The sequence below is a fragment of the Leptospirales bacterium genome (assembly GCA_019694655.1).
GTDB lineage: Bacteria > Spirochaetota > Leptospiria > Leptospirales > Leptonemataceae > SSF53.
In genome coordinates, this window is the sequence record JAIBBN010000008.1 from 111621 (window position 1) to 133368 (window position 21748).

The following is a 21748-nucleotide window of genomic DNA, read 5'->3' on the forward strand; positions in this document are numbered from 1 at the left end:
GATCAATTTTTGCGAGGGCGCTGCAGAGCGGTCAAGCGCGCCTTTTGCTGACGCAGAAGTTCTTTGAGATCGTCGCTCTGGTCCGCAGCGTCGGCGCCAGATGGAGCATCGGGCGCCGAGGAAACGGCGGCCAGCGGCGCGGCGCCCTGGGCGCGAAGCAATTGCTGAAAATCGGGGAAGTCACGCTTGCGGTCCGCGGTCTGCCAGAAGCGAAAGTCGCTTCCCTTCAGGGCGCCTACCAGCCGTTCCAGCGCGCTGCTTGCGGCCTGCTCCGGTCGCTTGCTTGACTGCCAGAGACGTATGCGATCGGCGGCGATGCCATCGTTGATTTCCGTCAACATTTGCACTCCGGCCTCAGAAACGCCGAGAGCCATCAGCTTCCCGGCAACATCGACGATTTGCAGAAACTTTCCCTGCACCAGCGGGATCGATGCCACTACATGCACCAGCTCGCCGCCGCCGACCGCCGGCAGCCCGCTCTTGTTTCGAATGTAGCGCATCACCAGGTAGAATACAAAGCCCATCACCGCCAGAAGGCCAAAGAAGCGCAGCGCCACCGAAAGGAAGGAAGGTCCTTCTTCGTGCGGGAACAACGTACTGCTTTGTGTCGCTGGCGCGGGCGAGGTCGGGGCAGCGCCACTCTCTGCAGACTCGCCAGCGCCCTCTGATCCGGCGCCCGGATTGGCAAAGCGTCCCTCGTCGCTTGAAGCGGCGCTGTCGGGGGCCGCGCCATTGGCCGGCGCCTGGCCCTCATTGCGGATTGCTTGCATCCAGGCCTCATTGATTTGCGCATCGTTGCGGCTGCCGGCCGGCGCCGGGGCGGTCTGCGCTGCGCCGCCAGCAGAGTCGGCGCCGGGCGCAGGGGCGGCCGCAGGCGCTGCTGGAGCAGATCGATCTGCCGGCCGACGCGACGAGGCGCTTTCACGGCTACGCTGTTCGCTCCGGACTCGCTCGGCATGCAACACAAGCGGCTGCAGGAGCAGTAGGACGGAAATGCCAGGCGCCAGCAGGCGCGATGCAGCGACCATGCCGGCAGAATTATGTCACATAATCTGACGGGTCAAGCGCTTTGCCTCGATCTCCGCAAGTCCTTCCCGGGCCAGCCAGGCGGCCAGGCGCGGCGCCAGACCTAGCTTCGAAAGTGATTCTCGACGGAGACGGCCAGGAAGACCTCGCGCAAAAAGAGGCCAAGGCCCGCAACCATGGAAGCCATTCCGGCAATGAAGGTAATGGCCACCATACGCGCCAGAGCGAAGCCAAGCAGGGCGGCTACAAAGGCGCCGCCGACCACCACGCAGACCAGCAATGCGGAGAGTACGAAACAAAAAATGGCGTAGTAGATCAAACGCGTACGGCGCTTCAGATGGCGCACCTCAAACTGCAGCTCTTCCCGCTCTGCCTCAGCAGCTGCAGCCAGACGCCCCTTGACCAATCGGTGGCGATCGATGATCCGCGCCATCCGGGTGTTCATCGAGTTGATCATTGTGGCAATTGCAGTGAGCAAAAAGACCGGCGCCACCGCAATGTGAATGATATTTGTTACATCGGAAAGCAGCGGAAAATCCATGGTCGTTGCGGCCTGGGCGAGTTGATTTCTTGCAATGTTAAATGATGCTCGGATGGAAAGTCAGCGGCTGCAGCAGGCCTCAGCCGCCGTAGCATGCACGGCGCAAAAATCAAGGATTCTGGGCGCCCTTCTTCAAGCGGTCAAAAGGAGTCACAATGTCCGTTACGCGCACGCCAAAGTTTTCATCGATGACCACTACTTCGCCCTTGGCAATCAACTTGCTGTTGACCAGCAAGTCCACCGGCTCGCCGGCCAGTTTCTCCAGTTCGATGATCGAGCCCTCGCCCAGGGCCAGGATATCCTTGATGTACATTGGCGTCCGACCGAGTTCCACGGTCAGCGTCATCTTGACGTCCATCAAGAGGTTCATATTGGGTTGCAGCGGCCCCGGCCCCTGCTGCGAAAGCGGCGGAAAGCCAACGTCCTTGATGCCCGATTGACCTGGCATCGGTCCGCTTGGAACCTGGATGCCCCCGCCCATTCCCCCGCCCATTCCGCCAGCGCCTTGATTGCGCGAACGATTGTAAATATCGATGGCAAGGGCGAGAGGCAGAACCATCTGCACCCGCGATTCAAAGGCATTTTCCACGCTGAAGGGCAGTTGAATCTTCAAGTATGTCGGATAGCCGCGCAGCGCGAAGGGCTCTTCGGCGGCGGAGCGCACCTCAACCGGCATGGGCGTAATGGCCTGGCCAACCTTGGCCGAAAGCTGGCTGGCCATGGTGAATAGCATCGGGCCGACCGATTCTTTGACCACAGCGATCTGAGCGCTGTCCAGCGGTTGGTTGGCGGCCACAGTCGCTTCGTTGCCCATGACGACCGCCGCCAGACGGGCGGCGTCCGCTTGCGGAATGAACAGAGCGACCGGTCCATTGAGTCCGCCGCTCAGGTTTTGTGCAAAGACAGTGTATTGATTCTTGAGGTCGCGTTCGATGGCCGACTGGTCTTTGACCTCGGCGTAGGGCGCTCCGACGCGTGCGTTACGCGCCAGAATCATCCCCAGACCCTGGGTGCCGGCGCTCATGGCATGCTGAATCAGATCAGCCACGGTCTCGCGCTCCAGCGGCGACATATCCTGGCCAAGCGCTGAGGCTGCAACTGCCGGGCCGGCATCGGATCCGGCGCCGGAAAAATCATCAGCGCCCTGCAGCAACAGGTCTATCTCTTCCTGTGAAAGCGAACCATCTACCATTGCTGCAATCTCCGTCTATTCCGGCGCCAGAGCTATGGTCCAGGTACGCGGCCTTGCCGGACGCAACCTGGCCCTGCTACAATTTCGGAAGGAATTGCCCGCCGCCCGTGGAAAAAGCGGCGCTCAGGTCTGTCGCCTGCTGGAATCGCAGAGCAAAATTGGACGTCGGGCAAGCCTATTTCGAACCTGCAGCCCTCACGGCGGCGCTGTCAGCCCACCTGCCCAACCACACTCTCAAAGGGCCCAAGGGCGCAACTGATGCGGCCATCTTCCATCCGCCAGTTCAGCTCCTGCTCGGTCCAGAGGTCGCGCACGCCGCGCAAAGCGGAATCGGAGAGGCCAGGCGGGGCCGGCACAGTGATGCGGCCTGGCCTTGAGCCTGGATTCCAGAGGCCCAGATAGCCTGCAGGATTGTAGAGCCCGCGCGGGAAAGGATGTTCCAGCAGTCCCAGCGGAATCGGCGTAGCCGCAGCGCAGCGCCGATTGACCAGCAGCGCCTTCTCCCAGATTGCCAGGCGTTCCTCTTCCAGCTCCGAGAGATCGTCGGAGAGCAAGAGCATGCCGCCAGAAACAGACATTACCGAGGCCATCATGAGAACCTGGGCAAGACTCAGACTGCTGCGCCGTCCGCGCACCATCAAACAATCGGGATCATTCAACCATGTGCGTCGATGTAAGAAACTGCGCGTCAGCGTATTGATCAGCGCTCCCTGCGCCGTCGGATAATTTCGATCGTGCAGAAGTCGCGACAGGCCATTGCCGGACCAGACCTGATTCACATCGACGCTGATGCGCATTCCATCAACAAGCCCGGCTGCCGGCCAGAGCGGAGCGCCGCAACCAAGCAAAAAGGTCTTTCGTCCGGCGACCCGGCGAATCAGCTGCAAGACATCGTGAAGCCTGCGCGCTCCAGAGGATTGTGCATCGGCGCGCCGGCCGCGAAAACAAGCGGCAAAGAGGAAATCCAGCTTCAAATAATCGAAGCCCCAGTTGCGCACCAGGGTATCAATGACATTGGCCAACCAGGCCTTGTAGTGTGGATGACTGACATCCAGAGCGTAGGCCCAGCCGCCCCATAGCGGGTTGTAGAGGGCGCGCACTGGCTTGCCGCTGTCTTCGTCACGCAGGACCGCCTCCGGAAACTCGCGGAAGATGGCGGCGTTTTTCATGGCCACAAAGGGGGCCAGCCACAAACCGGCGCGCATCGATTGCGCTTTGATTTCGGCGGCCAGCGCCGCCATGCCTGCTGGAAACTGCTGGTTTGGTTGGGTCCAATCGCCCAGTGCGCGCTGCCAGCCATCGTCAATCTGAAATAGATCAAGGCGCAACTGCCGGCGACGAATCTCAGCCAGATTCTGGCGAAGGATTGATTCGGAAATCTTGTTGTAATAGTAGTACCACGAGCACCAGCCATGAATCGGCGCTTCGGCGCGGGTTCGGCCAAGTTGTGCACAGGCGCGCTGGACGGCGCTGTCCAGGAAGGTCTCAAAGCCGCCGACCTTGCGCGGCTCTCCAGGAAGAGAGAACTCCCAGAGCAACGGCGTCATTGATTCGCGCGCATGGTTGCCCATGGCGCGGCCGTTGAAATCCCAGATGGCTGCAAATTCCAGCAGGCGGCCGCTTTGCGGGTCCATTCGTAATCGAAATCGCAGGCTATGGTTGGCCGGAGCGCCGCCTGTAAACAAGATGCGCGCCGGCTGGTCGCTGTCCAATTCCTCAAGGCCAATCAACCATTCGCTATGAAAGCGACCGCGTCGCGCCAGCAAATGCAGGGGGAACCACTCTGGCAGCCAGCCCTGCAGCGGAGTCTCAAAATTTTCATCCATGCGGTGCTTCCACGGAAGCCGCACAAAGGAGTCGCGGTCGCCGGCGCGCTTGAGGCCGCTGGCGCTCCAGGATTGATAGCCATGCTGGTAGATGCGGAATCTACGATCGATTTCGATCTGATCGTGCAGCGAGATGGAGGCGTATTTGCCGGCGCGTAGACTGATCTCCACCCGATCAAGGAAGATGATTGGTTCCTGACGGCGGCGAATCAAGGGGCGTAATTCGCCAGGACTGCGGTTGAGGTGCAGTTCCATTGCTGCATCGGCAGAGCAGAGCACATCGGCGCCCTTCAGCTCCTCCACAAGGAGGCGGTTTTTTTGGCCGGCCTTGCGACGGTAGAAGAGACGAACCTCGGCGGCGTCAGGAAAATTCACTCGCTCCTCCGAAACTGACGGCGCAGCATCCAGGCTACGATGGCCGAGGCCGCCAGCGCCAGGGCGCCCCAGCCAACCGCTTCAGCGTAGCGCCCAAACAATGCCGCGCCGAGCGCAAAAAGCAGTCCGTAAATCATCAGCACTGCCGACAGCCAGCCCGCAAAATCGGGGGCCAGTACGCGCCAGGAAGAGCGCTGTGGGTCGCCGCTGATGGCCAGCCAGCCAGGACCAGGCGGTCGTACCCGCTGGTAAAAGCGCTGCAAGGTCTGCGGCGATTCTGGTCCGGCCAGATAGACCGCTGCCAGCGTACAGACAACTACCGCCGGTGCAATCCAGAACAGATTTTGCGGAGAGGCCGGGACCTCGACGCCCAGACTGGCCGCCAGCTTCATAGCGCTTACAATCCAGAGCGGCGCCACCATCGCCACAATCTCGGCCAGGGCGTTGATGCGCCACCAGTACCAGCGAAGAATCAGGACAAAGCCCATGCCAGCCGTGCAGCTGAGCAAGAATTCCCACGCGCCCTGAACGGATTTCAAAACGGTGAAAGACAAAAGCAGCGATAGCACAAGCAGAAGCAAAGAAACGACGCGCGCCGCGCGGATGCCGCCCTGCTCCTGCTGCTTGCGCATCCAGAAGCGGCGGAGAAAGTCGTTCACCACATAGGAAGCGCCCCAGTTCAGGTGCGTGGCAATGGTGGACATGTAGGCGCCCAGAAAGGCCGCAGCCAGCAGACCGCGCCACGGCGAACCCAATATATCGCGAATCAAGTATACATAACTTTCCTCGCCATGCGCCGCATCAAGCCCGGGATAGATTACAATCGCGGCCAGTGCGGCAAGAATCCAGGGCCAGGATCGCACACAGTAGTGAGCGATCAAGAACCACAACGCGGCCTTGACGCCGTGCCGTTCGTCACGCGCCGACATGATTCGCTGCGCAATATAGCCGCCGCCGCCGGGCTCCTGCCCCGGATACCAGGAGGCCCACCATTGCACCAGAACGTAGGCCAGAAAAGCGGACGAGGCAATGCTACCCGCGCCGCCGCCGCTCTCGAAGCGCGGCAGCAACTGCAACATAGCCTCCGGCAGCGCTGCGCCAAGTCCGCCGGCCTGCTGCACGGCGGGATGACCCGCCGCAAACCACGCCAGGGCGATGCAGCCGCCCATGGCCACGGCAAACTGAAAGGCATCAGCAATGGCAACGCCCCACAGTCCAGTCAGGGCCACATAGAGCAAGGTTGCCGCCGCTGCGGCGCTGACCGCCAGACGCGGATCGATTTCAGGAAAGAGGACTGCGGCAATCTTGTACATTGCCAGATTGACCCAGGCCATCACCACGATATTCAAAAACAGTCCAAAATAGATCGCTTTGAAGCCGCGCAGGAAGGCCGCCAGCGGCCCGCTGTAGCGCAGCTCGATAAACTCCAGGTCAGTGAGCACCCCGGCCCGTCGCCAGAGCCGCGCAAAAAAGAAGACAGTGAGCGCGGCGCCAATCGCGGCGCTCCACCAGATCCAGTTGGCGCTGATGCCGCCGCCGCGCACCAGGCCAGTGACGGCCAGGGGGGTATCAGCGGCAAAGGTAGTGGCTACCATGCCGGTGCCGACCAACCACCACGGAGCGCTGCGGCCGGAGAGGAAGTACTCGGACAGCGAGGCGCCGCCGCGCCGGCTGAGCATCAGGCCCATTCCCAGGCTCAAACCGAAATAGAGCACAATGAGCAGGATATCGCCGCTGGAAAATTGCATCGCTGAAACGAGGAGAACCGCAGCTCGCCGGCGCCTGCTGGCAAGGCATTTTGTTGCAGGCTTCTCCTGACTTGATTGTTGTTGTTTTTCTCCGCTTGCGTCGCCAGCTTGTGGCGGCCGCGCTCCAGGCGCTTTGCAATGCACAATTCTCAGCGCAGCGACTCCGCAGTTTTTTTCGACCTGGATGGACTGTTTTTTCACCCGCGTGCACACTGGAAGGCTCTTGACCCTCACCTGGCGCGGCTTGGCGAACGTGTACACTGGAAGGAGGCGCTGGCGGCCTTTCGCCACTTGCGCTGGCGCGCCGAGCCCGTTTCACTCACCAACTTTTTTGGCATCGACGAGATTGCGCTGTCTCTTCAGGGACCGGAGCAGCAACGCAGCCTCAGCGCCACCGAACGATTGCTGCGCGCGGCGCACGGTCACAAATCCAATGGCCGGCATTTATACCTGATCTCGGCCTGTCCTTTTCGCGAGCTGCTGGACGTAATCGAACTGTGGATGCCGCGCCCGCGTCGCTACCCGCTGCTGGAAAATCCCTTTCAACAAGCTGGATTCATTACCGTATCGCTTCCGCCGGCGCCTCCGGGCTTTAGCGATGCCGATGCCGAACGCGCCGGCTATGTGGACCGCAGCGTTGCAGCTCGTCCGCGCTTTGATCCGGAAGAATTGGCCAATCCCTCGCGCCGATCGCAGCTACGGCGTCGCAAGCTGGTGCGCATGGCCTCGCTCTTGCGCTACAAGCGCGACGGCGACGCCCCCCGCGACCCGACAGCGGTTGGCGGAGTTTACGATCGTCTGCAATTGTATCATACCGAGGCCGACTACGCCCATGAGATCGAAGAACTGTGCGCGCGCGAAGCGGCGCACTGGCGCGACCGCAATGCGCTCTATGCCGAGTTTATCGATCCCCTGGAAACGGTGACCATTCAGCGCAGCGTTTAGCCGCGCGGATGAAACTTCTTGTGCACTTCTTTGAGCGTGCGACTGGCCAGGTGCGTGTAAATCTGCGTAGTGGAAATATCGATGTGACCGAGCAGCTCCTGGACGCTGCGCAGATCGGCGTTGTTTTCGATCAGATGTGTGGCAAAACTATGACGGAAGGTGTGCGGCGTAACGACTTTGCGAATTGAGGTTCGCTGCAGATACTTCTTGAGCAGCCGCCAGACCGATTTGCGATTCAAAAAATCGCCCTTCTTGCTGATGAATAGATAGTCGCTGAAGCGGCTTTTCAAAATATCTTCGCGGGCGCCCTCAATGTAGCGCTTCAGGATGTTGAAGGCCTTTTCGCCAAAGGGCACCAATCGCTCGCGTCCGCCCTTGCCGCGCACTGTCAGGAACATGTTTTCCAGATCGACATCTTCCATCTTGAGATTGCAGGCTTCGGAGATGCGCAGGCCGCTGGAGTAGAGCAGTTCAAACATTGCCTTATCGCGCAGCTCGTAGGGGTCATCCTCGCGAATCGCGTTGAATAATTCCTCGATTTCCGGCAAGCTGAGGTAGTCGGGAAGGGTCTTTTTTACTTCCGGCGTCTGGATCTTGTCTGCCGGATTGCTTTCGACCTTGTTCTCTTCTTTCAGGAACTTATAGAATTGACGCAGCGCGGCCACGGCGCGGGCCAGAGAGCGGCTGGAGATCTTTTTGCGCCGCTGCTCCTTCAGGAAGTTGGCAATATCTTCAGTTTCGACTTCAAGGAAATCCTTGCTGGTCTTATCCAGAAAGGTCTGGAACTTCTTGATGTCATAGGTGTAGGAAAAGATGGAATTTTCCGACAGCCCCTTCTCGACCAGGAGAAAGTCCTGGAATTGCTTGATCAGCTTTTGTTGATTCTGGACCAACTCCGCACCCGCCCCGACCATCTGGATCTTTTTTCGGCTGGTAACATAATCGGTCTGTAACGTCGCCTGGTCAGAAAAAATTCAAGGCGGGTCAATTTGATTTTGCCGGGCGGCAAAAGGTTCGAAGAGAATGCTACAGCGCCATGGAACTTAAACAATTTGTCCGCCGCGGCCTGCTCAACGAGACTCCCGGCTATCGCACCGTGCTACGCTTTGGCAACGCCCCCCCTGCCCATGTCCTGATGTTGCTGGAGGGTCGCGCCCGGCGCAAACTGGCGTTAAAGCCGGGTCGCTGGCTGTACGAGAATTTCTATCCAGTCTCCTTTGTCGGACTGGAAGATCTGCTGCAGGGTCGGTCGCGGCCGGGCGGCGCCGGCGTCTATCCCGGATCGCATTATGTCCTCTGGGAAGCGGAGGACTTTCGCAATGCGCTGAATATCCAGCCCGATCTGGCGCGTCGGGCGATCTTCGAACTGAGCCGGCGTATCCGCATCTGCGATGAGCGTCGTCATACAACCGATCCCAGCCTGCGGCGCGAACATGAGACTTCGCTGGCGGCGCCCTCCTCCGAATTAAGCGATGCCCTCTATGAAATGAGTTTTGCCGAAGAGGATGCCTTCCCGCCCCATCTGGTGGAAAAGTTTTCGCGCCGCTTTGCGCCGGGCGAGGCGCTGATGCTGCAAGGCGATCGCAGCGCGGAACTCTTCATCGTAATGGAAGGGCGGCTCAGCGTTTACCAGAGCCATGATGGCGAACGCCGCAAGATCGACATGCTGGCCGACGGAGATATGGTCGGGGAGATGGCGCAATTTGATGGTTTGCCGCGATCGGCCGATGTGATTGCTGAAACGCAGACAACTGCGCTGGCGCTGAGTCCCGAAAACTTTGATGTTCTCTTCCAGTTGCACCCGCGCTGGAGCCGCAAGTTAATGGAGACCCTTTCCGACCGGCTGGAACAAAGGCGCCGCATGCTGGCGGAGGCGCCGCTTCAGGGTCTTGCTGGCTAATCGACTGACGACAATCACTTGCCAAAGCCCAGGGGCTTTTCAAACAACGGCTATGAAATGGCTGCGTCGTATTCTATTCTCCTTGCCGCTGCTATTTTTTGCGGCGGCCACAGGCGTAGCCTTCTACTTCACGAACAGGGCGCTGTATCCGGAGTGGAAGACGACGCCGGGCGAATGCCCTGAGCGACGCAGGGACTGGGGAAAAGACTGCGGCGATGCCAGTCGCAACGGCGAATACTTTGTTCGTGACATCAATCTGTCATCTGCCGGCCCGCTTGCCCTGGACACGCCGGCCTGGTTTCTTTCAGCTGCCGACAACCGCGAGCGCCTGACGCTTGCAACGGACGGCGCATTTCATCCAGCAGGCCGCTGGGCGGCGGCGTTCATTCATGGCGGCGGCGCCGACCGACGCGAGGGCTATCGCTACGCCCGTTACTTTTTGAGCCGTGGTATCGACTATTACATGCTCGATACAGTCTGCCATGGTTCCGCGCCCTGTGCCGAGAACAAAGCCTTGAGCTTTGGGGCCCGCGAGCAACAGGCGGTGCGCAATCTCTATGCCGCCGTTCGCCCCAAATATGACGGACTGATCCTGATGGGAACCTCGGTGGGGGCGACCTCGCTGCTCGACGCCCTGCCTGACCTTCCAAAGGTGAATGCGGTGATTGCCGAGAATCCGATGTTCAGCCCGGAGCAATTTTTCCTGGATACTCCGGCCGCGCCGTCTTTCTTTCCCAAAGTCTACCGGCGACTGCTCTTCTCACTGGCGGCGTGGCGCGCTGATTTTCCAACGGATATGAGCCCGGCGGCTCGCTTGCTCCACTATTCCGGCGCGCCAATCTACTTCTTGCACAGCACAGAAGATCGACTTATTCCGCCGCACCATTCCGAAGACCTCTACGCGGAATACAAAGGTACTAAACTATTGTGGATTACAAACAAAGGTCAGCATGCCCGACTCTGGAATGCCGACCCGGCGGACTACGAGCGAAGGCTGGACGACTTTCTAAATCGACACGCCCTGCGCTAGCGGCGCGGCTGTTCCTCTATTCCAGCGGCGGCCGGCGCAGATCGTTGTTCCAGCTGAAGCCGCGATTCTGCAGCTCGACAAAGAAGCCCTCAAAGCCGCGCTGTGCCAGTCGCCAGCCATCGCGTTGACTGAAAAAGAGCGCCTGCAAGGGCAAGCTCTCTCCGGCTTCCAGCGGCGGACCTGCCAGCAGCGCCGGCCGGTCGCGCTCTTCATCGGACAGATCGAGGCGAGCGCCTGTCATGTTCAAGGCATAAGGACGCAGCGCGGCGTCGATGCAGGGAACGATTGCCAGACTTCGCAACCAGCGGCGCGGCTCTGCCAGCTGCAGCGAATGATCAGCAAGAAACGCCGAGAACTCGCGCAACCAACGCGCCTGCTCGGGCGCTGTACAGGCCAGCCACAAAAAGAAAAGCCGCGTGGCGGGCATTGGATGGGGCCAGGAGACCAGCACCTCGCGTCCGTAAAGAGCGGCAAGCCCAACCGAGAGATAGATGCTCCGATCTGGAAGGTCAAACTCCAGCAGTCGAAAGGGCCTCAGTTGTTCCAGATCGGCGCCAAAGACGCGCGCCTCGGCATACACTTCGGAGAGTTGCTCGGGATTTTCCGCCAGTTCTCCGCTATCCCAGACGCGGTCCGCCCCCGATTTTCCAAGAATACGCATTGCAGCGCGTTGCTCATAGCGCAGCCATTGCTCCGCCAATGCATGCGGCGCTTCGCGTCGTCCATGGCCGCTGAACACTCGCCGACGCAAAGCGTCGCCCAGCGCTGCATATTCCTCTTCCGGCGGCGCAGCGCCGCCGGCCGAAAAACGGCGCGCCCAGGCGTCCTCTTGAAAACGAAGCGCAAATGCCGGCGAAGGACCTGGCAATGTTTCCAGCGCTCGTTCAAGCGCCTGCTGCGCGGCGCGCTCCGATGAAGAGGCTCGCGCCACATCGCTTGCAACCTTGCCAGGCGCGCCAATTTCCGGCGGAAGTTCCACAGCGCGGCCGGCGCTGCGGTCGGCGCCGTCGCGGCGCAACCTGTGCAAGGAGCGCGGCAGCGATGCGCGCCAATCCGCATACTCCGCCGCGCTGACCTCCTGCAGGCTGCGTTCCACCCGATCGGCAAAGATCCTGGAAAAACGCAGGATGACGTAAGCGGCCGTCAGTAAGAAAAAAGCAAAGGTCAAGAACTGGGCGAAGGCTACCGGCGGAAAGGCAAAGAAGTCAAAGATTCCGTGCCAGAGCACAGCGAGCAACAATCCGCTGGCATATCGCCAGCCCAAACCGCCGGCATCGCGATCGATCAAGCGCATCCCAAAAGCAAAATTGATCATCGCGTGCACTGGCAGCGAGCGCGCCAGCAGCATGCCAGCCGGGCTTTGCATGCCAAAGTTGTGCAAGTAGAAGACATCCTCAACGATGGCGAAGCCCAGTCCAGCGCCGCCAAAGAGAAAAGCCGCTGAACGAGTCGGTCCGGAACGCCAGGCCAGCAGCGGCAGAAGTATAGAAGCGAGGCCAATTTTTGAGAATTCTTCGAGCGCTCCGGCCTGTACAAAGGCCAGCTGCAAGGCCAGAGCCATGGGCTCGGAAGGGGCATGCACCAGGTCCACGCCAGGGAAAAGCAACACATTGAGTACGCTGCTGAGAGCTGCCGCCAGAGCGCCACAAACCATGCCGCCAAGTACGACCGGACTGATCAATGCGGCAGCGCCAGGTTGCAGGCGCGGCCGTATCCATCGCTGCCAGAGCCGCGCCATTGGCCCCGCTTCTTCCGGCGGCGCCTTCCAGGCCAGCAGCAGCATCAAGGGACCGTTGACTGCCAGGCTGCCAAGTACTGAGTAAACCCACCAGGCCTGGGCAATCTCTTGCTGTGCGCCAGGCATCAGCGTCGCTCCACGGACGGCGGCGGCGCGACGTTTTGCTTGAGGTGCGCTATCATCTCCGCACTGGCCAGGTAGTTCGTGGTCTGGTAGAGCACATTGCCCTCTGCATCGAAGATTACGAAGAAAGGCAGGCCAATGAGCAGCTCTGGGAAACGCGGATCTTCTTGAAAACTTTGAAACACCGGGTCGCGATCGTCCACTTTGTAAAGTACTGCGCTCTGCAAGGCCTGATTCAGCGCTTGATTTTCCTGAACTGTTTCTTGAAAGGCATGGCAATTGGAGCACCACTCGGCAAAAAAATCAACGAATAGCAATCGGCCGCTCTCCCTGGCCTGTCCGAAGGCCTGATCGCGATCGCGCAACCAGAGCAGGTTCCCGATGCGTTCTGGCGGCAGCTGCGGCGGCTGTGGCGCGCCGATCCAACCCGAAAGGTGCAATGCAACTGCCGCCGCCAGCACGACCAGACCTGCTGGAAGCGAACGCAGGGTACGGACATGCAGTGCAATCTCGCGCCGCTGCAGCAAGATGCCAGCAGCAAGGGCCAGCATTGACAGTGCAGCAATCGCCAGCGCGGGACCGGTTTCAATGCGCCAGGCGGCCATAGCTTTGAAATAGTATGTTCCAGCAAAGTAAATGACCAGAAGACCCAGAGCAATTTGCACCCAGCGCATCCAGCGTCCGCTGCGCGGCAGTCGCATGCCAAACACTCCGGTCAAGAAGAGCGGCAGGCCAACGCCCAGGCCAAAGATCGTCATCCGCGCCGCGGCGCCAAGCGTGGAGGATAGACTGACTGCGCCGGCGCCGGCGGCCAGATTGATTAAAACAGTTACCACAACCGGTCCGACGCAGGGCGAAGAGAGCAGCCCTGCCGCAGCGCCAAAGAGCAAGCTGCCGCCCAGTCCGCCGGGCGCACGTGCGCCATCAAAGCCGCGAAAGAAGGGCAGATGCAGCAGTTCCATTGACGACAGACCGAGCAGGAATATGACAACGGCAATCGCCAGATTGACCGACGGCCAGCGCAGCGCTTCGTTAAAAGCGCCGCCAGAGAGGGCAGCGACGACTCCAAAGCTGCCGTACACCAGGCTCAGTCCCAGGTAGTAGGCCGCTGGATGCGCGGCCGAACGCCAACCACTCTGGCCGCCGCGTTCCCGTAAAATGCTGGCCGTGATTGGATAAAGCGGATACACGCAGGGCAAGAGCGCGGCCACAATACCGCCCGCCCATAGCAATAGCGCACTCTGCAGGCCAAATTCCGGGCCGGCAAGTCTTCCGGCAAGCCAGGCGTTCCACTCTCCTATCCATTCCATTTAAATATTTCCCGATTATTGAAGTGGTTCAATGATTCGTCCGTCAAACTGTTTCGCCAGCTCGCGCATTAAGGGCGTGGGCAGATTGGGATCAGCAGGCGAGGTATTCCAGAATAGTTCAGTTACCTGAACCTCGCGACCTCCGGGCGGCGGCAGCAGATCGCCCATCGACTGCACCAGCTGAATGGTCAGCTCGTCAGCCTGAGAATGAGCCGATCGTTCGCGGACGCGAATCTGGCTGACCCGACCGCCGCGGCTGATGCGATACTCGACAACCACTGCATACGGTTGCGGCGTGGAACTCCAGTAATGCACCGATCGCTCGCCGGCCCGGATCTTAGCGCTGATGTAGTTGGAATACGTTTGCCTGGTGCGCTCGCCCTGAAGCGTGTCCTCGGCATTACTGTTGCGGTCGCCGGGGGCCAGATCGGAAGGCGGTCGCGCGCTACGACTGCCCTGCGCCAACGCCTCGTCTCCGTTTTGCTCCTCCCCGCGTTGCGCCTCCGGCGGCGCGAGGGCGATTGTCTCCGACTGCCCCTCTTCGCCGGACGGCCGACTGCCGTTCAATTCATCCTGGGAAGGATCTGTTAGCGGCGGGATCGAGTACTCTACTTCCGGCTGTTGCTCATTGGCAGCCGGCGGCGGCGAAAGCACGGTGATGGGAATCAAGAGCAGAATGGCCGCCGGCGCAGCATGTGCCAGTAGCGAGACGCCGCCATAGATCAGGAAGCGGCCGGCGCGCGGACGCCGATAGATCCAGTAAGTAGATGCCAATGAATAAGTAACACACAATAACATGGCGCCGCCAAGAGCGGCCAGCGCCGCCCCGGAGCCAAAGATGGCCTTTAACTCTCCGTCCGAAAACTTGTGTCCGCGCAATCCCAGAGTGGACAAGAATTGCCAGGCGACATTGGCATTGAGACCGGCGCGGCCCTCCACTGCAGCGCCATAGTTCAGAGCCAGACTGAAAAAACCGAAGAGGGCCAGCAGCGCCGCCAGGCACAGCGTACACAGGCCAGCAATTCGCTCGCCGCTGTAATACTGTCCCCAGCCCGGCAGAATTGCCGCCCGGCGCATGGCTGCTCGATAACGAGCCTCGCCCTGCATGCGCTGCTCGCGTTCGGCGCGCACAAAAAATCGCGAGGCCGGCCAGAGCAAGGCGACGCGGCCGCGCATTGCCAGGATCGAGAGCATCAAACACCAGACCAGAACAACGTGGCCCGGAAAGATCGAATAAGGATCGTGTAGAAAGCGTTCGTTACTGAGGCCCAGCAGGCCCGGGGCCTGCCCTGGACCGGCGCCGCCCCACAGCGCCTGGCTGTAAAAGAGCGGCGGCGATATCAGCACGGCAATCAACAGGGCGGGTATGGCATGAGCAGCCGAGGCCCGGAAGCGCCGACGTCCGCTGCGATCAAGCGCCACGCTGAGCGGCGTCAGGGCCAGAGTAAGCGTCGCGAAGCCAATCAGGTAGAGCAAGAACAGGCCCAGCAGCCCGGACATTTCAGCAAAGAGCTGCCCAAAAATTTGTTCAACAGTGACAAAGTATTGCTGCTCCTCGATGATGAAGAGCAACGAGGGCAGCTTGAGCAAGGCGACGATCAAAACGCCCAGCAGCTGTGCTACCCCGGCCGCCATGGCGTGGGCGCGAAGAAAGCGCGATCGTGGAAACGCAATGTAAACTGCCGCCGGCGCCAGCACCGGCGCAAAGAAGGCGCCGCCAAGAGCCTGGGCAGCGGCGATGAAGCGCCAGGCAAGCGGCGCATGCGAGAGGTAATGCTTGGAATCGGCAGCGTGCATCGGCCTGTGTCGACAGCATGGTCAATCGCAAGCGCCGCGTCAATCCGGGCTTGCACGCTTCGCCGCTCCGGCGACGGCCGCCCTGCGGGAAAAGCCTTGTCGCCAGGCCCGGCAATCGGCGCCCTGTCGCCCACATGGCCGAGAAAAACGAAGCAAAAAAGCCGCGAATCGAAGATACCCTTAAGGACATTGTGGCGCTCTGCAAACGGCGAGGCTTCGTCTATCCCGGCTCCGATATCTACGGCGGACTCTCCAATACCTTCGACTACGGCCCATATGGAACGGAGCTCTTACGCAACATCAAGAACGAATGGTGGCGCGCGTTTGTCAGCACGCGCGGCGACGTCGTCGGACTGGACAGTGGAATCATGCTGCATCCGCAGGTCTGGACGGCCAGCGGACACGTCGCCGGTTTCAACGATCCGTTGATCGACTGCAAGCAGTGCCGCGCGCGGCTGCGGGCCGATCAGTATCTGGAGGAACGCGTCGGCCTCAGCGCCGACGGCCTGAGCCTCGCGGATATGACGCGCATCTTTGAAGAGCGCGGTGCAACGCTGCAATGTCCGCAATGTGGAACCAGCGGCAGCTTCACGCCGCCGCGACAATTCAATCTGATGTTTTCCACGCGCATGGGCGCCGCGGCCGGCGCCGATAGCGAGGTTTATTTGCGACCGGAAACGGCTCAGGGCATCTTCATCAACTTTCGCAACATCGTCGACTCGACGCGCGTCCGCGTTCCTTTTGGCGTCGCCCAGATTGGCAAGAGTTTTCGCAATGAAATTGTAGCCAGGCAATTTGTTTTTCGCACGCGCGAATTTGAGCAGATGGAAATGGAATTCTTCTGCAAGCCCGGCACGCAGAGCCAGTGGTTTGAGCACTGGGTCGCTTTCTGCATGGATTGGCTGCGCTCCATCGGCCTCTCCGAAGCCCGGTTGAGGATTCGTCGTCACAGCAAAGAGGAGCTTGCCTTCTATTCGGACGATACCGTCGACATTGAATACCAGTATCCTTTTGGATGGGGCGAGCTGTGGGGCATTGCTTCGCGTACTGACTATGATCTGAAGCAGCACGCCACACACTCGCGCAAGAACCTGGAATACACAGACCCCGATGACAACAGCAAATACCTGCCCTACGTCGTGGAGCCGGCGCTTGGCGTGAATCGCCTGCTGCTGGCAGTGCTCTGTGATGCATACGAAGTAGAGAATCCCGGCGCAAAGGAGCAGCGCGTACTTTTGAAACTGCATCCCCGACTGGCGCCAGTCAAAGCTGGCATTTTCAGTCTGGTCAAAAAGGACGGCTTGCCGGAAATTGCCGACCAGATCCACAAACAGCTTGCCCCGCTCTTTCCGGTCGACGTCGACCATTCCGGCTCCATTGGAAAGCGCTACTACCGTCAGGACGAACTGGGCACTCCCTACTGCATCACAGTAGATTACGATACTAAAGAAAATGAAACGGTTACGCTGCGCCGGCGGGACAGCGGGGAGCAAAGCCGCGTCGCCATCAAGGAACTGCCGGGCCTGCTTGCAACGCAGCTGGCCGGCTGAGAGGCCTGAACTGTCGGCGCCCTTTCAGCTTTTTGGCGCTGCGCATCTGGCGCTGGAAATTCGCCGAAAACGGTCAGTCATAGAAGCGGAGCGCCTCTGCAGAGGAGACGCGCGGCGCATGGAATCGGTTTAAATTTGAATCTTCCACTGGATAGCCAAGGCTCAAGCCGCAGATCACCTTTTCCTCTTCGGGCAGATTCAGCTGCCGGCGCACCACGTTGGGGAAGGCCCCCAGCGCCGCCTGCGGCACGGCGCCCAGGCCATACTCGCGCGCCAGTAACAGGATCGTATTGAGCAAGCAGCCGACATCCAGCGCCGTGTAGACTCCCAGCTCAAAGTGCGTGGTAATGAAGATGGCCGTCGGCGCCCCGAAAAACTGAAAATTGCGCAGCATGAAATTGTCCCGCGCGGCCTTGTCTTTTCGTTCAATGCCTGCCACGCTATAGAGCTTCATGCCCAGATCAAACATGCGACGTTTGGCATCCGCTGGATAGCTCTCCATCCAGGGACTGTCCGGACGCGGCTCGGCGCTTTTTGCCGCATCGACCAGCGCTTCGGCCATTTTCTGGCGGGCGGCGCCGCTGAGTACATGCAGTGTCCAGGGTTGGGAGTTCTTCCAGCTGGGCGCGCGCAGCGCGTCGTTCAGAAGTCTCTGCAATACATCGGCTTCAATCGGACGGTCCTGGTATTCGCGAATGCTGTGGCGCGTCCGCACCGCTTCGCTCACGCTTTGCGCCTTGCCGCCAATTTCCACGAACTCGAGGACTTCTTCTTTTACTTCCGAGGCCATGACTTCCCTCCTGAATTGCGCTTGCCTCCCGGCGAGCGGCGGATGAACTGGGGCCAGATTCAGCTACAGACAGACCAGTCTGTCTGTCCAGCGTAAAGCGTCGGGGGAGGCAAAAAAAATGAAGGCAGTCGAATCGCCCGGCGCGCAGCAACGCATCCTGGAAACGGCCTCGGAACTTTTTCGTCGCCAGGGCTACCATACAACAGGCATCAACGAAATCATCGAGCGCTCGGCGACTGCCAAGGCCAGCTTCTACCAGCACTTCCGTTCCAAGGAGCAGCTGGGATGCGCCTATCTGCAGCGCTTTGGCGAGGGTCAGCTTAATTTTCTACGCAGTCTGACGGAGCGCTACGACGATCCGCAGTTGTTCATGAGCGCCTGGACGCGCGTCCTCAAGCGCCAGATTCGCAGCGGAGATTTTCACGGCTGCGCGATGGCAAATCTAATGGCGCAGCTGGCCAACGAAGGCGGCGAAATCGCCGAGGCCGCGCGCTCGCTCTCTACCCGAACGCTTGCGCTGCTTTCCGCCTATGTGCGGCGGCTGCAGCAGGCTGGCTGCATCGATCGACGACTGGAGGCCGCCGCGACGGCGCGACGGATCTTTTCTTGCTACGAGGGCGCATTGCAAACCTGGCGACTGACCGGCCAGCTCTCGGCGCTGGATGATCTTGCGCCAATGGCCAGTGCAATCTGGAAGCCGGCCGATTGAAGGCGCGCTACTGCAGCAAATCCAGCGCCGCCTGCGGCGGTCGCCCCAGGACAGCCCGGTTCTTATGGACGACAATTGGACGCTCGATCAAAATCGGATGCCTGGCCATTGCTGCCAGGCATTGATCCTCGCTGAGCTGCTGGTCGAGAAATTGCTCTTTGAACAGCGGCTCGCCCTTGCGCATTAGTTGGTGCGCTTTGAGTCCCAGCATAGCGCAGAGACTGGCCAGCTCGTCAACGTCCGGCGGAACTTTCAGATATTCGACAATTTCAATTTCGCAACCCCTTGCCTCCAGTAGCGCCAGCGTCTCACGACTCTTGGAGCAACGCGGGTTGTGAAAGATTCGCACCTCTGGCTTTGAACGAGACATCGATCATACTCCTCGCCGAGCGCCGCGCTTCAATACGGCTGAGCCAGAGCACGACGCAGATTGTCCTCGCGTAGCGAAGTGCCGCATCCCTTTGGACCCAGACCATGGGTATGAATGGCAAACACTGCGCCATTCTCATCCAGCGCCGGCGCGCCGGACATGCCCTCCGTGAAAATGCCGCTGTATTCCAGGCCTCGTCCACAGCCGCCGCGGAATTGGCCGCTGGCTGCGCGCAAGCTGTGATGCGCGGCGCCTGGGCTCTGCCCGACGCCCAGTGCATCGCCGCCAAAGCCAGGCACGCGAATAGCGGCGCCTGCGACCGGCAATTGCTCAACACTATGCAAACCGTCCGGGAATTGCTCAGCCGGAGCGCTGGCATCAAGCGGAGCGCCGAGTCGAAAGATGGCCCAGTCCGCGCCCGGTCCGGCAACCGAACTTCGAATGCTGCGAGAATCAATGCTCCACTGCCGCTGTGGCGGAGCAAAGCGCAGCTCGCCATCGGCGGCCGAAGCTGGCGGGTTCTGCTCCGCAATCTGCAATCCGCGTGCACAGTGACCGGCGGTGATCCACCAGCCGCTGGAATGCAAGAAGGCGCTACACACGAACCAGCGGGCGGCGTTGCGTCTTACCAGCAAGCGCAGAACGATAGGCGAGGAGTAGGACTGACGGCTGTCATGGGCGGATAGACCTACCGGCGCCGAACGCTGCATTCCGCCGCTGAATTCAACTGACTCTGCGCGACAGCCAGAGCTTTCGCCGCCGGCCTGCAAGCGCGCAAATACTTGATCTGAATTAAAAAAAGCGCTCCATTGCGAAGCCAGATTGCCGGCGCGGGGCTTTAACAATTGGCGTGCGCCAGAGGAATCGCGCAGCGCCACGCCGCCGGCCGCCCGGCTGCAGCCCTCAAAGCGCAAACGCATCCAGCGCGCGCCTGCCACACGCAGCGGACTTTCATCCGCACTGAGCAATTCCGGCATGCGCCGACTGCGCACGGCAAAGGGCGAGGCGCCAAGCGCTCCGACGGCAAGCACTGCCGTCAGGAGCGCGGTCAACAGGATTCGACTCAAAGTTCGTCGGAAGGAGCAGAGCTGGCCGGAGCATGAATCCCAACCAGAACGGAACTCCACTCCTTCGCCTTCCAGACGCCATTGGAATTGCGAACGACTGTAATAGGACGCGGGGTGCTGGCGCCGCTGCAGGCCACGAATACCTTCACCTGCCCGCTGGCCTCGCTGCCGCTAAATCGATTGGTTGTGAAATTCATAGTGTAAGGCGCGCTCGCCGCATAACCATCATTCCAGGAGGTTCCGGCAAAATAGCAGCGCGGAATATAAGTCGCATTCTGAATCTGCCGTTGGATCAAGCTCATGTCGCCGGCGCCAAGCGCAAAGCCGCGGTAGCTGCCAGCGCCGTTGGTGCGACTGAGCCGGCTGAGCTCCGCGGCAACGATCAGCGCTTTCTGTCCCTCGGCCGCATTCGCCGCATACATATTGAGGGCGATGATGAAAGCCGCGGCCCCTCCCTGCGGCGTGCTGGAAATGCGATCGCGCAAGGCAGTGAACTCGTCGACGTTTGATGGAAGCGATTCAACCGTAACCGGCGGCAATTGTGTAATTTGCGCCGAAAGCGGGATTAAAGCTGCAAGACCGGTCAGGGAAATAAGAATCAGGCTGCGTAGTTTCATAAGGCCCCCAGGATGAACGTGGAAACGCTGCCGCGGCCAGTCAACGGCAAATGCGCGCCACGGGCGCCTCTGGAAATGGCCGGAGCCCTGGAAATTGGACACAGCTGGATTGAGGCGAAGAAGCTGAGACTCGACGACGGGACGAGCGCATCCAGCTCAGGAGCAGCGGTCAGGATACCGTACTGAGACCACGGTCCGGCCCCCTGAAACTGGAGGACAGCAAGAAAGGGAGCAAGGAGATTGGCCAGTGATCAAAAGGCGGAATATTTCACGCGAAAACAAGAAGAGAATCGTCCTGGAGCTTTTATCGAAGCAGAGCCCGATGACACGAATAGCCCGAAGGGAACCCATCTCCGTCGCTACGATTTCGAATTGGCGCGATGAATTCAATACCGGGGCTTTCCGTTCGGAGCATAGAACTGAGATTGGGTTGCGCAAGGGCATCTAAGAGCTGGAAGGGGCGCTGGCGGACTTTGCTCTTGAGAGTCCTATTCTAATCGAATTCGAACAACTCTGTAGACCCCAATGAATATGGATTTCCAGCTTCAGGCGGCCGGGCCAGTATCCATATCGTTATCCTTTGATTTACGTTTCCCAACCTTTTCATCGGCCAGGAGGAGAACCCGCTCCTTTCACTTTCGCGAAAGATCTGGCACACTACCACATTCTCCCCAGTTTTCTTATTGCAGTCTTTGAAGCTCAAGCCACGTCTTCGAAAGATTGATCGCACTCATGGGACCCGTTTGAAGACAAAGTAGCACCCATGTGTTGGTATCAAGATTGTCTCTGAATCAATCTCCAGAATCCAGTGAAATGGCTAGAAGCACTCTTCGGTGGTGTGGACGACCGCGTACATGGGTAGTTCGTCGGCAAGTTCGAGATACATGGAGCCGAACGTTCTTTTGTTCCAGTCACTGATCTTTACGAGCTCTGTTGTCATGCGATGCGCCGCGCACATCGTCGGATCGTAAGCGCTCATTTTTCCGCGGTTTTCCGGAGAAAGTTTTCCACCTGCTCCGGCGTTACATGCATTGGCAGCAGCGCCCGGAGCCCGTCGCGATTCCTGCCGGCGGATGGAAAGTTCTCAAACAGGT

19 protein-coding genes are annotated in these 21748 nt (G+C 60.0%); 5 read left to right on the plus strand and 14 right to left on the minus strand.

Annotation, left to right across the window (positions count from 1 at the left end; translation table 11 throughout):
* Window positions 1-2 precede the first annotated feature (2 nt).
* The 5 genes from K1X75_12410 to K1X75_12430 form a co-directional block, all read right to left on the minus strand.
* The gene (locus K1X75_12410) at window positions 3-1028 is read right to left on the minus strand and encodes a flagellar biosynthetic protein FliO (GenBank protein ID MBX7058860.1); all 1026 of its coding nucleotides are present in this window, start codon (window positions 1026-1028) and stop codon (window positions 3-5) included.
* A 101-nt stretch (window positions 1029-1129) separates the two neighbouring features.
* Entirely contained in the window at window positions 1130-1567 is a 438-nt protein-coding gene (locus tag K1X75_12415) for a DUF2721 domain-containing protein (GenBank protein ID MBX7058861.1), read from the minus strand.
* 109 nt (window positions 1568-1676) lie between these two features.
* Window positions 1677-2759: a flagellar motor switch protein FliN gene (gene fliN / locus K1X75_12420; protein ID MBX7058862.1), complete on the minus strand. Its 1083-nt coding sequence runs from the start codon at window positions 2757-2759 to the stop codon at window positions 1677-1679.
* Between the two features lie 209 nt (window positions 2760-2968).
* Window positions 2969-4960 carry an alpha-galactosidase gene (locus K1X75_12425; GenBank protein ID MBX7058863.1) on the minus strand — a complete coding sequence of 664 codons (1992 nt, stop codon included), beginning with the start codon at window positions 4958-4960 and terminating at the stop codon, window positions 2969-2971.
* A complete protein-coding gene (locus tag K1X75_12430) occupies window positions 4957-6708 on the minus strand; it encodes a Na+:solute symporter (GenBank protein ID MBX7058864.1) in 1752 nt (583 codons plus the stop codon). The genes K1X75_12425 and K1X75_12430 overlap by 4 nt, the downstream gene beginning before the upstream one ends.
* Before the next feature lie 138 nt (window positions 6709-6846).
* Here K1X75_12430 and K1X75_12435 point away from each other — a divergent pair, with 138 nt between their 5' ends.
* Window positions 6847-7653: a hypothetical protein gene (locus tag K1X75_12435; protein ID MBX7058865.1), complete on the plus strand. Its 807-nt coding sequence runs from the start codon at window positions 6847-6849 to the stop codon at window positions 7651-7653.
* Here the strand turns inward: K1X75_12435 and xerD are convergent.
* Entirely contained in the window at window positions 7650-8567 is a 918-nt protein-coding gene (xerD, locus tag K1X75_12440; GenBank protein ID MBX7058866.1) for a site-specific tyrosine recombinase XerD, read from the minus strand. The genes K1X75_12435 and xerD overlap by 4 nt on opposite strands.
* 122 nt (window positions 8568-8689) lie before the next feature.
* Here xerD and K1X75_12445 point away from each other — a divergent pair, with 122 nt between their 5' ends.
* Both K1X75_12445 and K1X75_12450 read left to right on the plus strand, forming a co-directional pair.
* Window positions 8690-9553, plus strand: coding sequence for a cyclic nucleotide-binding domain-containing protein (locus tag K1X75_12445; protein ID MBX7058867.1), 864 nt, complete (start codon window positions 8690-8692; stop codon window positions 9551-9553).
* Window positions 9554-9605: 52 nt separating this feature from the next.
* Window positions 9606-10583, plus strand: a complete 978-nt coding sequence (locus tag K1X75_12450) for an alpha/beta hydrolase (GenBank protein ID MBX7058868.1) — start codon at window positions 9606-9608, stop codon at window positions 10581-10583.
* Window positions 10584-10599: 16 nt separating this feature from the next.
* Here the strand turns inward: K1X75_12450 and K1X75_12455 are convergent, their stop codons facing one another.
* From K1X75_12455 to K1X75_12465, 3 genes are read right to left on the minus strand one after another with little or no spacing between them, the layout of a single operon-like run.
* Entirely contained in the window at window positions 10600-12447 is a 1848-nt protein-coding gene (locus K1X75_12455) for a PrsW family intramembrane metalloprotease (protein ID MBX7058869.1), read from the minus strand.
* Complete coding sequence (locus K1X75_12460) at window positions 12447-13754, minus strand: thioredoxin family protein (GenBank protein ID MBX7058870.1); 1308 nt, start codon at window positions 13752-13754, stop codon at window positions 12447-12449. The genes K1X75_12455 and K1X75_12460 overlap by 1 nt, the downstream gene beginning before the upstream one ends.
* Before the next feature lie 15 nt (window positions 13755-13769).
* The gene (locus K1X75_12465) at window positions 13770-15551 is read right to left on the minus strand and encodes a TonB C-terminal domain-containing protein (GenBank protein MBX7058871.1); all 1782 of its coding nucleotides are present in this window, start codon (window positions 15549-15551) and stop codon (window positions 13770-13772) included.
* Window positions 15552-15685: 134 nt separating this feature from the next.
* Between K1X75_12465 and K1X75_12470 the strand changes: the two genes are divergently transcribed.
* Entirely contained in the window at window positions 15686-17101 is a 1416-nt protein-coding gene (locus K1X75_12470; protein ID MBX7058872.1) for a glycine--tRNA ligase, read from the plus strand.
* A gap of 73 nt (window positions 17102-17174) precedes the next feature.
* Here the strand turns inward: K1X75_12470 and K1X75_12475 are convergent, their stop codons facing one another.
* A complete protein-coding gene (locus tag K1X75_12475; GenBank protein MBX7058873.1) occupies window positions 17175-17891 on the minus strand; it encodes a nitroreductase in 717 nt (238 codons plus the stop codon).
* A 118-nt stretch (window positions 17892-18009) separates the two neighbouring features.
* On the opposite strand from K1X75_12475, the gene K1X75_12480 reads away from it, so the two are divergent.
* Window positions 18010-18600 (plus strand): TetR/AcrR family transcriptional regulator, encoded by a 591-nt coding sequence (locus tag K1X75_12480; protein MBX7058874.1) that lies wholly within the window; start codon window positions 18010-18012, stop codon window positions 18598-18600.
* A 7-nt stretch (window positions 18601-18607) separates the two neighbouring features.
* On the opposite strand, the gene arsC is transcribed toward K1X75_12480, so the two are convergent.
* From arsC to K1X75_12500, 4 genes are all read right to left on the minus strand, one after another.
* The gene (gene arsC / locus K1X75_12485; protein MBX7058875.1) at window positions 18608-18970 is read right to left on the minus strand and encodes an arsenate reductase (glutaredoxin); all 363 of its coding nucleotides are present in this window, start codon (window positions 18968-18970) and stop codon (window positions 18608-18610) included.
* 29 nt (window positions 18971-18999) lie between these two features.
* Complete coding sequence (locus K1X75_12490) at window positions 19000-20037, minus strand: serine protease (protein MBX7058876.1); 1038 nt, start codon at window positions 20035-20037, stop codon at window positions 19000-19002.
* Window positions 20034-20654 carry a hypothetical protein gene (locus K1X75_12495; protein MBX7058877.1) on the minus strand — a complete coding sequence of 207 codons (621 nt, stop codon included), beginning with the start codon at window positions 20652-20654 and terminating at the stop codon, window positions 20034-20036. The genes K1X75_12490 and K1X75_12495 overlap by 4 nt, the downstream gene beginning before the upstream one ends.
* A gap of 817 nt (window positions 20655-21471) precedes the next feature.
* A complete protein-coding gene (locus K1X75_12500) occupies window positions 21472-21633 on the minus strand; it encodes a hypothetical protein (protein ID MBX7058878.1) in 162 nt (53 codons plus the stop codon).
* Between the last annotated feature and the right edge of the window lie 115 nt (window positions 21634-21748).

Excerpts from the sequence above, each read along its gene's own strand:
- K1X75_12410 (MBX7058860.1), bottom strand. The coding sequence starts at position 1,028 with ATGGTCGCTGCATCGCGCCTGCTGGCGCCTGGCATTTCCGTCCTACTG.
- K1X75_12415 (MBX7058861.1), bottom strand. The coding sequence starts at position 1,567 with ATGGATTTTCCGCTGCTTTCCGATGTAACAAATATCATTCACATTGCG.
- fliN (MBX7058862.1), bottom strand. The coding sequence starts at position 2,759 with ATGGTAGATGGTTCGCTTTCACAGGAAGAGATAGACCTGTTGCTGCAG.
- K1X75_12430 (MBX7058864.1), bottom strand. The coding sequence starts at position 6,708 with ATGCAATTTTCCAGCGGCGATATCCTGCTCATTGTGCTCTATTTCGGT.
- K1X75_12435 (MBX7058865.1), top strand. The coding sequence starts at position 6,847 with ATGCACAATTCTCAGCGCAGCGACTCCGCAGTTTTTTTCGACCTGGAT.
- xerD (MBX7058866.1), bottom strand. The coding sequence starts at position 8,567 with ATGGTCGGGGCGGGTGCGGAGTTGGTCCAGAATCAACAAAAGCTGATC.
- K1X75_12445 (MBX7058867.1), top strand. The coding sequence starts at position 8,690 with ATGGAACTTAAACAATTTGTCCGCCGCGGCCTGCTCAACGAGACTCCC.
- K1X75_12450 (MBX7058868.1), top strand. The coding sequence starts at position 9,606 with ATGAAATGGCTGCGTCGTATTCTATTCTCCTTGCCGCTGCTATTTTTT.
- K1X75_12455 (MBX7058869.1), bottom strand. The coding sequence starts at position 12,447 with ATGCCTGGCGCACAGCAAGAGATTGCCCAGGCCTGGTGGGTTTACTCA.
- K1X75_12460 (MBX7058870.1), bottom strand. The coding sequence starts at position 13,754 with ATGGAATGGATAGGAGAGTGGAACGCCTGGCTTGCCGGAAGACTTGCC.
- K1X75_12465 (MBX7058871.1), bottom strand. The coding sequence starts at position 15,551 with ATGCACGCTGCCGATTCCAAGCATTACCTCTCGCATGCGCCGCTTGCC.
- K1X75_12470 (MBX7058872.1), top strand. The coding sequence starts at position 15,686 with ATGGCCGAGAAAAACGAAGCAAAAAAGCCGCGAATCGAAGATACCCTT.
- K1X75_12475 (MBX7058873.1), bottom strand. The coding sequence starts at position 17,891 with ATGGCCTCGGAAGTAAAAGAAGAAGTCCTCGAGTTCGTGGAAATTGGC.
- K1X75_12480 (MBX7058874.1), top strand. The coding sequence starts at position 18,010 with ATGAAGGCAGTCGAATCGCCCGGCGCGCAGCAACGCATCCTGGAAACG.
- arsC (MBX7058875.1), bottom strand. The coding sequence starts at position 18,970 with ATGTCTCGTTCAAAGCCAGAGGTGCGAATCTTTCACAACCCGCGTTGC.
- K1X75_12495 (MBX7058877.1), bottom strand. The coding sequence starts at position 20,654 with ATGAAACTACGCAGCCTGATTCTTATTTCCCTGACCGGTCTTGCAGCT.
- K1X75_12500 (MBX7058878.1), bottom strand. The coding sequence starts at position 21,633 with ATGAGCGCTTACGATCCGACGATGTGCGCGGCGCATCGCATGACAACA.